Annotated in this window: 10 protein-coding genes; 4 read left to right on the top strand and 6 right to left on the bottom strand. The window is 60.1% G+C overall.

The window, feature by feature from the left end; genetic code table 11:
• Nucleotides 1–47: 47 nt before the first annotated feature.
• Complete coding sequence (locus ACK9YZ_RS28835; RefSeq protein WP_416067006.1) at nt 48–1,274, bottom strand: GGDEF domain-containing protein; 1,227 nt, start codon at nt 1,272–1,274, stop codon at nt 48–50.
• 245 nt (nt 1,275–1,519) lie between these two features.
• On the opposite strand from ACK9YZ_RS28835, the gene ACK9YZ_RS28840 reads away from it, so the two are divergent.
• Nucleotides 1,520–2,776, top strand: coding sequence for an arsenic transporter (locus ACK9YZ_RS28840; protein WP_416067007.1), 1,257 nt, complete (start codon nt 1,520–1,522; stop codon nt 2,774–2,776).
• A 126-nt stretch (nt 2,777–2,902) separates the two neighbouring features.
• Here ACK9YZ_RS28840 and ACK9YZ_RS28845 read toward each other — a convergent pair whose 3' ends face one another.
• A complete protein-coding gene (locus ACK9YZ_RS28845; RefSeq protein ID WP_216760268.1) occupies nt 2,903–4,684 on the bottom strand; it encodes a methyl-accepting chemotaxis protein in 1,782 nt (593 codons plus the stop codon).
• Nucleotides 4,685–4,861: 177 nt separating this feature from the next.
• Nucleotides 4,862–5,251, bottom strand: coding sequence for a c-type cytochrome (locus tag ACK9YZ_RS28850; RefSeq protein WP_416067008.1), 390 nt, complete (start codon nt 5,249–5,251; stop codon nt 4,862–4,864).
• A gap of 587 nt (nt 5,252–5,838) precedes the next feature.
• Here ACK9YZ_RS28850 and ACK9YZ_RS28855 point away from each other — a divergent pair.
• From ACK9YZ_RS28855 to ACK9YZ_RS28865, 3 genes are read left to right on the top strand one after another with little or no spacing between them, the layout of a single operon-like run.
• On the top strand, nt 5,839–6,048 hold the full coding sequence (locus ACK9YZ_RS28855) for a hypothetical protein (RefSeq protein ID WP_416067009.1): 210 nt from the start codon (nt 5,839–5,841) through the stop codon (nt 6,046–6,048).
• 28 nt (nt 6,049–6,076) lie between these two features.
• Nucleotides 6,077–7,030 (top strand): deoxyribose-phosphate aldolase, encoded by a 954-nt coding sequence (deoC, locus tag ACK9YZ_RS28860; RefSeq protein WP_216760266.1) that lies wholly within the window; start codon nt 6,077–6,079, stop codon nt 7,028–7,030.
• Nucleotides 7,031–7,039: 9 nt separating this feature from the next.
• Nucleotides 7,040–9,421: an aldehyde dehydrogenase family protein gene (locus ACK9YZ_RS28865; protein ID WP_416067010.1), complete on the top strand. Its 2,382-nt coding sequence runs from the start codon at nt 7,040–7,042 to the stop codon at nt 9,419–9,421.
• Nucleotides 9,422–9,642: 221 nt separating this feature from the next.
• On the opposite strand, the gene ACK9YZ_RS28870 is transcribed toward ACK9YZ_RS28865, so the two are convergent.
• From ACK9YZ_RS28870 to ACK9YZ_RS28880, 3 genes are read right to left on the bottom strand one after another with little or no spacing between them, the layout of a single operon-like run.
• Nucleotides 9,643–10,686, bottom strand: a complete 1,044-nt coding sequence (locus ACK9YZ_RS28870) for a DUF4365 domain-containing protein (protein WP_416067011.1) — start codon at nt 10,684–10,686, stop codon at nt 9,643–9,645.
• A gap of 12 nt (nt 10,687–10,698) precedes the next feature.
• Nucleotides 10,699–11,232 carry an NADH-quinone oxidoreductase subunit B family protein gene (locus ACK9YZ_RS28875; protein ID WP_416067012.1) on the bottom strand — a complete coding sequence of 178 codons (534 nt, stop codon included), beginning with the start codon at nt 11,230–11,232 and terminating at the stop codon, nt 10,699–10,701.
• Nucleotides 11,233–11,244: 12 nt separating this feature from the next.
• Nucleotides 11,245–12,762 carry a nickel-dependent hydrogenase large subunit gene (locus ACK9YZ_RS28880; protein WP_416067013.1) on the bottom strand — a complete coding sequence of 506 codons (1,518 nt, stop codon included), beginning with the start codon at nt 12,760–12,762 and terminating at the stop codon, nt 11,245–11,247.
• Nucleotides 12,763–12,768: the final 6 nt, after the last annotated feature.

Raw genomic sequence — 12,768 nt, forward strand, 5'->3', positions numbered from 1 at the left:
CCTGAAAACTGGACTGCGCCTGGAAGAAGCGCTGGAAACGGGCGCCGTCACGCGACGCGCGACCTCTCCTGTTGAACGTCTTTACGCCAAGAATCCACGTCACGCGCGCCGTCCGCTGACAAGTCAGCGCGCGCCGGGCGTTCCGTCACGGCTTGGGGATTGGCGTAGAACTCGACCCTGTCGCGACCACCACGCTTCGCAACGTAGAGCGCCTGGTCCGCCCGATCACGAAGCATCTGCAAATCTCCAGCGTCTCTCAAAAGAGCAACGCCCACACTTACGCTTGGGCTGATGGCCGCCGTGCCCGCGGAAAACACCAGAGCCTTGACTGCCCGCCGAACCTCGTCGGCTTTGGCGAAAGCTGTTTCTTCGGTCTCATTGCGTAGAAACAGCGCGAACTCTTCTCCGCCAAGCCGGCCAAGCGACATTCCCGTTCCGGCAACGGCGGCGATGGCTTGAGCCACGCCGACAAGCACGATATCGCCGGTCTCATGGCCATAACGGTCGTTGACGCTCTTGAAATGATCGATGTCGATCATGATGAAGGCGTCGCCTTCTCTCGGCGCGCCTGGAAGGGATGCAAAGAAACGCTGCCGGTTTGGTATTCCGGTCAGGGCATCCGTATTTGCCAGATGTCTCAGTTGTGCTTCGGCTCGTTCCTGGACGAGCACAATCACGAACAGCGCGAGGGAGAAGTGGCAGATAATCAGCAGGAAGAAGGCGTAGCGTGGATCGATCGGCGCATGAGCAGGAAAGATCATCCCGACAACAACCAGCCCCGAAAATCCCGTCGCAGCCGAAAGAGACGCGAGAAGGCCCAACCTTGCCGGCAGGCGGTCCGCAAAAAAGTCTTTCAGAATTCGGGCAGCTGAGGCCGCGAGGAAGGCAGTGGCAGCGGCGTTGAAGATTGCGGCTCGCGTCGGACCGTACGCATACCAGTGCATGCCCCCGACGGCCGCCGACAAGATCAGCGCGACCGCGACCTGAATCCAATCTGACCGTTTTCGCTGGCGGCAACTCAGCTGGAGCAACCCCGTCGCCATCAGCGAATAGCCTGTCACGCCCACGGAAAAGCTTCCCAAAGTCCAGAGCTCGAATGCTATCGAGCCCTGCTCACCCATTCCGGCAAGCGTCGATGCGAAGGCGAGAAGGCAACAACCGATCGAGAGAAGATCAAGCCCTGGTTCTCTGGACCGCCACCTGACATAGGAAAAACAGATCGCGCCGACGATGAAGGAAGATTTGTGGAGAAGAAGAACTGTCGCAAGATCCATCGTCAAACCGAGTACCAACTAAGGACGTTGATGCACATAACCGCCAATGACTACTTTTGAATGAATCCAAGTAAATTCCCCGAGCGAGTAAGAACGCTGCTGTTGCTCATCTCAGAGGTTTCGCATCCTTGTCGTCGGCCGATTGTTGCCGATGATCGTCAGAACATGTATCCGGTCCGCCGAAAGCCCAATCTGCAACACGCACCGCGGCCATCATATGCCTCGTTGCCAACAAGCTGATCCGAATGACTGAGAATGCCATCATATGGAGTATTGCCGGGCTCACCGCGGCCGGCGTCGTTACCAGGCCATTCCGGTGGCCGGAGGCGATCTGGGCTGCCCTTGGGGCTTTTGTCCTTCTTGCCTTCCAGCTCATCGGGCCGGTCGATGCCCTGGCTGGGATCGCCAAGGGCGTCGATGTGTATCTCTTCCTGATCGGCATGATGCTTTTGTCCGAGCTTGCCCGACGGGAAGGCCTGTTCGATTGGATAGCAGCCATTGCGACTTCGCATGCCAAGGGTTCTCCCAGGCGTCTGTTCGTGCTCGTTTATCTCGTCGGTCTCGTCGTGACCGTTTTTCTGTCGAACGATGCGACGGCCGTCGTGCTCACGCCTGCTGTCTATGCGGCTTGCCGAGCGGCCCGGGTCCGGGACCCGATGCCCTATCTTCTGGTATGTGCCTTCATCGCCAATGCGGCGAGCTTTCTGTTGCCGATCTCCAATCCGGCCAATCTCGTGATCTTCGCCGGCGGCGAGATGCCGCCTTTGTCACGCTGGCTGTCGATATTCCTCCTGCCGTCGATTGTTTCCATCGTCGTCACTTTCGTCTGTCTTTACTGGACGCAGTGGCGCACTCTTTCGCAAGACAGGCTTGCCGCCAGTGCGGAGCGACCGGCGCTTACCCGCAGCGCCAGCCTTGCGGGTTGGGGAATCCTGGTGACGGCGATCATCCTCGTGACGGCGTCCGCCATGCATGCCGATCTTGGCGTGCCAACCTTTCTCGCAGGAACCATCACCACGGCACTTGTCCTGATGCTGACGCGGCAGAGCCCCGTCGAAACGATAAAGGGCATAAGCTGGAGCGTCTTGCCGCTGGTGGCGGGTCTGTTCGTGATCGTAGAAGCTCTCGATCGCACGGGCGTTACAGGGCTTCTCTCCGGCCAATTGGCCTCCCTTGCCTCGGCTTCGCAAGCACAGGCAGTCGGCGTGGCCGGAGTGTTCGTCGCCATCGTCTGCAATCTCGTCAACAATCTGCCGGCCGGATTGGTCGCCGGCAGTGCAGTCCAGGCGGCGCATGTCTCGGATAAGGTGGCGGGCGCTGTGCTGATCGGCGTCGATCTCGGACCCAATCTGTCGGTCACGGGTTCGCTCGCAACGATCCTATGGTTGTCGGCACTCCGCCGCGAAGGCCTCCATATCAGCAGCTGGAGATTTTTGAAGCTTGGCACTGTCGTGATGTTCCCGGCGCTCATTCTGTCGCTGGCGTCCCTTATCCTGCTCTAACGGGCCGACCGTACCAGGTCGCCAAGCCCTCTGTCTTCACGACATCAGGGGGCGGGCCTTATCGGCTCGACCCCTGAGAAATTCGCCAGGTGCAGGCAGGAACCGGACGAAGCTCCGGATACTCAATCAGAACTCCTCCCAGCTGTCTGCCGCACGGGCACCGGCGTTCGCCGCGACCTTCAGCTTGGGAGCCGCGTTGATGGATGGGGCGTGCGAGGACGGCAGCGCCATTGCCCGCCCCACTTGCCGCAGCGCCGAAGTCTGGACCGTGCCGACGCTGAACTGCGCGATCAACGTACGCAGACGGCCCGCTTCCTCAGCAAGCGCATTGGAGGCTGCATTCGATTGCTCGACCATGGCGGCATTCTGCTGGGTCGTCTGATCCATCGAATTCACGGCGGAGTTGACTTCGGCGAGACCGGTCGACTGCTCCTTGGCAGAGGTGGCGATCGCCTCCATATGATTGTTGATCTCGATGATGAAGCCTCCGATGGTTTTCAGCGCCTCACCGGCATCCCGAACGAGCTTCACACCGCTTTCGACCTCGGACGTGGAATTCTGTATCAGCCCCTTGATTTCCTTGGCGGCCTGCGCCGAACGCTGCGCCAGCTCCCTCACCTCCTGCGCGACGACCGCAAAGCCCTTGCCCGCTTCCCCGGCGCGCGCAGCTTCCACACCGGCATTTAGCGCCAGCAGATTGGTCTGGAAGGCAATCTCATCGATCACGCCGATGATGTTGGAGATCTGCTGCGAGCTCTCCTCGATCTTTCGCATCGCCTCTTCCGCATGCGAAACCACTTCGGCAGACTTTGCCGCGGATTGATTGGCCTGGCTTGCGACACCGCGCGCTTCTTCTGTTCGCTTCGTCGAACTGTTGACGTTGGCGGTAATTTCGTCAAGAGCGGCTGCCGTTTCCTCGAGGGAGGCCGCCTGTTGCTCTGTCCGCTTCGACAGATCGTTCGCACCTGCGGCGATCTCGCGGGTGCCGGAATCGATCCGGGCCGTCGTCTCGGCCACGGATCCGAGGGCCATGCCGAGCTTGTCGACAGCCTCGTTGAAATTGCTCCTGAGGCTTTCGAAGTCGGTTGCGAAGGGCTGTTCGAGGCGAAAATCGAGCCTGCCCTCGGCGAGCTTGTTGAGCGACGAACCGATTTCGGTGACGGCAAAAACCCGGTCCGTGACATCGGTTGCGTATTTCACCACTTTGGCGACTTTTCCATGTTCATCGAGGATCGGGTTGTATGAGGCATTCAGCACGACTTTCTTGCCGTTTCTGCCGACCCGTGTAAATTCTTGAGCCTGGAACCGACCGCTCTTAAGCTCGCTCCAGAACTCCGCATAGTCGGAACTGGCAGCATAGGCCCGGTCCACGAACATGCTGTGATGCTTGCCGCGGATCTCATCGAGCGAGTAACCCATCGTCTTGCAGAAGTTTTCGTTGGCTGTGACGATTTCTCCGTCCAGGGTAAACTCGATGATGGCCTGCACGCGGCTGATCGCAGCCAGCTGGTTTTGATAGTCGAGATTGAGAAGGCGCTCTTTTGCGTCAGCCCACTCCACCACGAATGCTCTGGGCTTTCCACCCTCCATGATCGGGGTAACGTACAGGTCGAAGCTGTGGCTACCCACACGGATGGTTGCGCTATGGGGCTTCGTCAGCCGCGCGAGCATGTCGCGCTGGTGCGACGGATTCTTGTGAAAGATGTCGATATTGCTACCGATCAAAGTATCGACGGCAAAGCGTGGCAGCTCTTTCTTGAGGTCCTGTTCGGCCGCCGTCAGTAGCTTGCGGACAGCGCCGTTCATATAGATGATGTTCAGCTTGCTGTCGGCAATCATGACATTTGCCTTCAGGCCTGCCAGTGCTGCCAGTTGAGCCTTGGTATTGCCGCCGATCATTCCAATCATTTCGCTCCTTTCGAAGCCGTGGCTTCAAGTTTAATTTTCGAGCGATCGACGGTTCAGCTGAACTCCATTTCTCGCATGTGCAAATATTTGCACATGCCGATTAATAGTCGCTTAACGTTAACTTCGCGGATATCCACGCACGGGAAAGGCGTCAGCCAGCCTCGTGAAGTATTGCCGTCATTTGGAATACTGTTTGAGATAGGCGATGAGGTCCGTGATTTCCTTATCGTCCTTCAGGCCGACGAAGGCCATCTTCGTGCCCTTCACCTTCACTCTCGGATTGTGCAGATAGTCGCGCAGCGTCGCCTCGTCCCACACGAGCCCGCCGTCGCCGGCTGCCTTCATCGAAGCCGAATAAGCGAAATCGGGATGCGTTCCGGCCTTTCTGCCCAGCACCCCGTTCAGCGACGGACCGACCTTGTTCGTATCGGAATCGACGACATGACAGGTCGCGCATTTCTTGAAAACAACGGCACCGACCGTCGCATCGCCCTCCTGCGCCCCAGCGTTAGCAGGGGAAAGGGCAATCACGGAAGTGGCGATCAGCAGTACAACACGATAGTCCACGGCAAACCTGATCCTCCTCAAGGTCGCCCAGCCACTCGCACCCTCCGCTGCCATTGCCGTGCGGAGTATGTTAGCAATGTTTGAACTTAGTCCTTCGCGGGTGCAAGTCAACGGCTCCGCAATCCTGACGCCCGCGTGATCAAAGAACGGACCGACGTGCGTTCGCACCTGCCGGATGCGCACCCCCGCTCCCCGATGCGCCCGGCTTACGCGCGAAGGCGGCGAGCGATCCCTCTTGAATAAATCCGTTCGCGCCAACTGCCTGCGATTTCGACAAGGATTTGCCAGTCCAGGACCTCTATGACCTCAATAGGAGAGTGTCGGGACGCAAAACCAAAGGTCAAGAATTTCGACGCCAATTCAACATATGTTGGTTTTCCCGAATTTTGCTGCATCGCATGTTTCGATGTGTTGATGGAGGCGATTGCTTATCGGCGCATTTCCAAGTTCGATATTGGCAAATAAAATCTTTTATAATCAATATATTATAGTTTTCGATGATGCGATTTGGCAGTACTGATTGACAATCGGATGGTAGGAGTACTGCCTTGAATTCAACATAAGTGATTAAATTTCACAAATGCTGATTGCTGGGAGGACAATCTTTCAAATCTGAAGCCGGCGGTCGCGGCGGCGTGCTCGGCACCTTCTTCGCGGTGATCCTGCTCCAGGTTCTGCGCAACATCTTCAGCCTGCTCGGCCTCGGCTCATTCTATCAGATGACCGTAACCGGCCTGATCATCGTCGCTGCCATCCTGCTCAATCGCTTCATCGACATTCGCCGAGGCCAGACGTAAACCCTGCCGGCAAAAATTGGACATCACAATGACAGAACATTTTCCTCGTCCCGAAGGCACATCCCTCACCCCGGATTGGTTCGACAGATATGTCGTGAACCTCAGTGCAACCGAACGCCGGGCCGCGACGCTGCCGACCCGTCGCACCGTCAAGAAGGAATGGCAAGCCGCCTGGCTGTTGCGCGCGATCACCTGCATCGACCTAACGACACTTGCCGGCGACGACACCGAAGGCCGCGTCAAGCGCCTTTGCGCCAAGGCCAAGGCGCCGCTCCGCGCCGATCTCTTGGAGGGTCTAGGCATCGACAAGCTGACTGTCGGTGCGGTCTGCGTCTATCCAACCATGGTTCCTCATGCCGTCAAAGCTCTTGACGGTTCCGGCATTCCGGTCGCTTCGGTGGCCACCGGCTTCCCCGCAGGATTGATGCCGCTGCCGCTCCGCCTCGCCGAAATCCGCTATGCCGTCGAACAGGGAGCAAGCGAGATCGACATCGTCATCACCCGAGAATATGTGCTTAAAGGCGAATGGGCCGCGCTCTACGACGAGATCAAGGCAATGCGTGAAGCCTGCGGCCCAGCGCATATGAAATCGATCCTCGCGACGGGCGACCTCAAAACGCTGACGAATGTCTACCGTGCCTCGATGGTCGCCATGCAGGCGGGCTCCGACTTCATCAAGACCTCGACCGGCAAGGAAGATGTCAACGCCACGCTGCCGGTATCGCTGACGATGATCCGCGCCCTGCGCGACTATCACGATCGGACCGGCCAGATGGTCGGCTTCAAGCCGGCTGGCGGACTTAGAACCGCCAAGGACGCGATGAACTGGCTGATCCTGATGAAGGAAGAGCTCGGCACGCGCTTCATGATGCCGGACCTCTTCCGCATCGGCGCCTCCTCCATGCTGGGCGATATCGAACGCCAGCTCGAACACTATCTGACCGGCCGCTACTCGGCCGCCAATCGCCACGCGCTAGCCTGAGGAATGACCATGCCTTCCATTAAGGACATTATGCAAACTATGGAATACGGTCCAGCTCCCGAAAGCAATTCCGAAGTCAAGGCCTGGCTCGAAGCCCGCGCGGCGGGCCTTGGCCATTACATCAAAGGCAGATTCACTGCCGCCGAAGGCGAACTGATCGAGGTCGTCAACCCGGCGACCGAAGAAGTCATCGCACGCGTCGCCAAGGGCGGCGCGGCGGACGTTGACGCGGCCGTGCGCGCTGCCCGCGCTGCCTTTCCTGCCTGGTCCGCTCTCCCGGGACACGAGCGCGCCAAATATCTCTATGCGATCGCCCGCCACATCCAGAAGCGTGAGCGCTTCTTCTCCGTGCTGGAGACGATGGACAACGGCAAAACGATCCGCGAAACGCGCGACATCGACATCCCGCTCGTCGCGCGCCACTTCTACCACCATGCCGGCTGGGCCGAAATCGCCGATGACGCATTCCCGAACTACATGGCCGTCGGCGTCTGCGGACAGATCATCCCGTGGAACTTCCCGCTGCTGATGCTTGCATGGAAGATCGCCCCGGCGCTGGCAGCCGGCAATACGGTCGTCATCAAGCCCGCCGACCTCACGCCGCTGAGCGCGTATGCTTTCGGCGAACTGCTGGACGAAATCGGACTCCCGCCCGGCGTGGTCAACATCGTTCACGGTGACGGCGAGACGGGCGCTGCGATCGCCGGCCATCCCGACGTCGATAAAGTGGCGTTCACCGGCTCGACCAATGTCGGTCGTATCATCCGTCGGCAGATTGCCGGCTCGGGCAAGAAGCTCAGCCTCGAACTTGGCGGGAAGTCGCCCTTCGTCGTTCTTGAAGACGCCGACCTCGATGCCGCCGTCGAAGGTGTCGTTGACGCGATCTGGTTCAACCAGGGCGAAGTTTGCTGCGCAGGGTCCCGCATTCTCGTCCAGGAAGGTGTCGCGCCGACCTTCTTCGGTAAGCTGAAGAACCGAATGCAGACACTGCGCGTCGGCGATCCGCTGGACAAGACGATGGATGTCGGCGCGATCGTCTCGGCAAAGCAGTTCGCCCGCGTTAAGGGCCTTATTGCAAAGGGCGAGGAAGAGGGCGCGACCCTCAATCTGGCGCCGGTGAACCTGCCGTCGACGGGTTTTTTCTGCGCTCCAGGCTTCTTCACCGGAACGGCGCCCGCCCACACCGTCTCGCAGGTGGAAATCTTCGGACCGGTCGCGACGAGTGCGACCTTCAGGACGCTGGACGAGGCGGTCGCACTGGCCAATGACACCCGGTACGGCCTTGCCGCATCCGTCTGGTCTGAAAATATCAACCGCGCGATCGAAGTGGCCGCACGGGTCAAGGCCGGCGTCATCTGGATCAACGCCACCAACATGTTCGACGCGGCAGCCCCCTTCGGAGGTTATCGGGAAAGCGGCTTCGGCCGCGAGGGCGGACGCTCGGGCATGTACGAATATCTCAAGCCCGCAGGCGGAAAGGAGGGCAAGATGCGTCCAACGCCGACGCTTCGCCCGCATGTCGCACCGCTTGGCGGCAAGGTTGAGCGTCCCGAGATCGACGTCACAGCGAAGCTCTACATCGGCGGCAAGCAGGTGCGCCCGGATGGCGGTCAGAGTTACACGGTCCTTGGCAAGGCCGGTCAGGCGATCGGCCAGGCTGGGCTCGCCAACCGCAAGGACGTCCGCAATGCAGTCGAGGCGGCGAACAAAGCGACCTCCTGGAGTGGTGTGACGGCGCACAACCGTGCCCAGGTTCTCTACTTCCTGGCCGAAAACCTCACGCAACGACGCGCCGAATTCGTCGCCGCGCTACAAGTGACCGGGGCAAGTGCCAAGCCCGAGGACGAAGTGGAGCAGACGATCTGCCGGGCCTTCTGGTATGCGGCTCAGGCCGACAAGTTCGACGGCGCCGTGACGGCAACCAAGTCCCGCCATGTGACAATGACCGTCAACGAGCCGTATGGAACGATAGGCATTGTCGCGCCCGACGAAGCACCCCTTCTGTCGCTTCTGTCCCTCATCCTGCCGGCCATCACGCTCGGCAACCGGGTCGTCGCCATTGCGGCCCAAAGCCATCCGCTGGTGGCGGCGCGTCTCTACCAGGTATTCGAGACGTCTGACATTCCGGACGGCGTCATCAATCTCCTGACCGGAGAACGTGATGTGCTTGCCAAGACCCTTGCCGAACACGACGATGTCGCGGCAATTTGGTATTGCGGCAGCGAAGAAGGTTCCGCCATGGTCGAGACGGTTTCTGCAGGCAACCTGAAGTACACTTGGGTCGATCGCGGCCGGCTTCGAGACTGGCACGATCCAAAGCAGGGTCAGGGAGTGGAGTTGCTGCGCCGCGCCTGCCAGGTCAAGACGATCTGGTTGCCCTATGGAGAATGAGCCAGTGGAAACGGGGGGCGGCCCGCCCCCTCAACTGGTCGATTTCGACGGTGTCATTGCCAATGGTGAGGCAATCGATCAGATCTTTCTTGCCTCATCGGCTGTCAGCGCGTTCTCCCGCGTGCCGGAAACGATGATCTCCAGCAGGGCGTCCGGACAATGCGAACCGAAGCATGCGTCTTGCCACAATCGGCAAAACGCGAACTGCTTTCCCCGTATAGTCATTCGTCCTGGTCACGGCGACCGTGAGAAACACCTCGGCTCCGCCAGAATGCCTCTTCTTCCTGCGCCGTAATATAACCTCCGAATTCCGGGGGGCGCGGCTCCTCTTCATCGGGGTAGCCCGCGACCAGGAAGTCTTCAGCCTCGAGATAGGCCTCTGCTTCAGGTCGAAGTTCGACCTCGAGGACGTGCACGGCAACCTCTTCCGAATACTCCCTGACCGGCTCTGCATAGGAATAGGTCGCCCAAGGGAAGAGCTTGGTCATAACATCGTGCAGATTGTCTGCCCGAAGATGATAGTCAATCCGAATATCCGGCTCATCCCTCTCTCCGTCGCCGATATAGATCTGCAGATTGGAAAAGTTCGCTGGTGAATCGCCCCACTCGTCCCACACGAAGAATGTCGTTTGATCCTGAACTTCCTGCATAAGTTCTCGATCGAGGGCAAAGGCAGAACGCATCAGCGGCTCCGGATCGGAGGCAATGACTTCCTCGAAACAGAGCTTGGCGTTGGCGTCCAGTATGTTGGCTGCCGGAACAACCATTGTCCATCCCAACTCCGTCTCCGTGCAGTTTCCCTCGCCGGCTCTTTGCCATCGTATCATCCCGGTGCTGGCGTCGACGATGACGATACAGACAGGCAACACGTGCTTCGTCCAGTAATCGAGGTGACTGTGCTCGCCGTGATGGATGTACTCGCCACCGTCTTCCGCCCACGATGATACAGATCTGATTTGAAGGGGCAGGAGCTTTCCGGTTGGTCGGCCGCTATCAAGAATTTCGGCGCGTGCATCAATGCCGAGCTTCGAATCCGGCAGCCGGCGAAAAGACCACTTGAAATGCCGGACAAACACCTTCTCGACGGCATCAATTGCCATGCGGATCGCGGGGTCAGCCCGACGCTCGTCCAACGCAGGATCACGCCGCTGGCGCGGCGGCGGCATCGGTGGCACGATCTGGTGCCAGATGGCCGCGAGCAGCCTTGGCGTCGCCGCGATCAATGTGATGATTGCAATGACTACAGCCTGCAGAAGTCGAACCATCGAAACTGCCCGTCACGAAACGCGGCCCTCCCCGTTCACATCGTCAAGCAGCGCAAGCAGACCCTTGAGGATATCCATCGGCGATGGGGGACATCCTGGAATATGCAGATCGACGGGCACGATCTTTGAAACCCCGCCGAGGACGGCATAGCTGCCCGCAAAACACCCTCCATCACGGCCGCAGTCGCCGAGGGTAACGACCCATTTGGGATCGGGCGTGGCAATGTAGGTCCGTTCGAGCGCCTGTGCCATGTTCCTGGTCACCGGCCCGGTAACCAGCAGCACATCGGCATGCCGCGGCGAGGCGACGAAACGAAGACCGAAGCGCTCGATATCGTAGAAGACATTGCTCAGGGCATGCATTTCCAGCTCGCAGCCATTGCAGGACCCGGCATCGACGGCGCGGATCGACAGGCTGCGTCCAAGGCTTCGGCGCGCGCTCCTTTCGATGGCGGTGGCGAGCTCTGCCATCGCGGCGTCGGAAACCGGCGGTCTTGGCTCCGTCAGCGGCCGCCGGATGAGACTTTCGAGGAGGAGTTTTCGCATGCCACCCTGCCTTTAGAGATCATGACCGGAGTAGGAACAATTGAACGACTTGTTGCAGAGCGGGAAGTCCGCAACGATATTGCCTTCGATCGCCGCCTCCAGCAGCGGCCACTGAAACCAGGATGGATCGCGCAGATGGCAGCGTTCGATCCTGCCCCCGGGTGCAAGTCGCAGCCAGACGAGTATGTCCCCGCGAAAACCCTCGATGAGCGCCATACCTTCCCGACGTTCACTGACGGAAGGGATCGCCTCGAGGATCGGTCCCACCGGAAGCCGGTCGAGGATCTGCTCGATGAGCGACAGGCTTCGTTCGACCTCGCGAATACGGATCCAGACTCGAGCGTTGACATCACCGTCGTTCAGCACCGGAACATCGAAGGCTAGACTATCATAAGGCGGGTAGCGAGTGGCCTGCCGGGCGTCAAAACCGCGTCCGGAGGCCCGCCCGACATAACCGCCCGCACCGTATTCGCGTGCGAGCTCGGCGCGCAGCCTGCCTGTGCCGACCGTCCTGTCCTGTAGCGAGGTAGTGTTGTCGTAGAGCTCGACCAGGGCCGGAAATCGACGGCGAATGTCTGCAAGCAGATCTCGCAAGACGGCTGCTCCGTCGCCATTCAGATCGCTGGTGATACCGCCGGGCACGATGCGGTCGCGCATGAGGCGATGACCGAAGGCGGCATCGGCTGCGCGCAACACACGCTCGCGCAGCATCCCGCAATGCGCCAGCATCAATGGAAACGCTGCGTCGTTGCATATGGCGCCGATATCGCCAAGATGGTTGGCGAGCCGTTCCAATTCCGCCATCAGAGCGCGCAGCCAGCTCGCCCGGAGCGGAATGACGAGCCCGAGTGCGGCCTCGACAGCCTGCGAAAAGGCATAGGCGTAGGCGACCGTGCTGTCGCCGGACACTCTTCCGGCGAGCTTCGCTGCGCGGATCGGATCCGCGCCTGCCATCAACGCCTCGATCCCCTTGTGGACATAGCCGAGCCGTTCCTCGAGGCGGACAACCGTCTCGCCGTTGGCTGTAAAGCGGAAATGTCCCGGCTCGATGATGCCGGCATGCACCGGGCCGACCGGAATCTGGTGCAGGCCCTCGCCTTCGGCCCGCAAAAAAGCGTAGGGACTAACCTCCGGCAACACGACTTCGCGCTCTCCAAGCGGGTAGCGCCGATCCCACCGGCCGTGATCGAGCCACGGCCGGCTGTCCGGCAAACCCTGCGGTTTGAGGCCGATCAGGTCACGGATTGCCCGCTCCAGCCGCAATGCCGGTCGATGCAATCGCGCGACGGAAGGATAGCCGGAGCCCTCCAGCCCTTCCAGGCTGAGGACGCCGATCGCGCTGACCGTCTCATCGAGCAAGGCCATATGAACCGAGCTTTCCTCGCCCCAGAGGCCGAGCAGGATCAGACGTCCTTCGGACAGCGCCCGTGTCGCCGATGTCCATAGATCCGCATCGGCGACAGCACGCGGCCACGGAACATGGTGCGGAACGGAACGGCCTTTCTCGAGGATATCACTGAGCGTCGACATCTCCCC

It is taken from the genome of Rhizobium sp. ZK1, assembly GCF_047782645.1.
GTDB lineage: Bacteria > Pseudomonadota > Alphaproteobacteria > Rhizobiales > Rhizobiaceae > Rhizobium.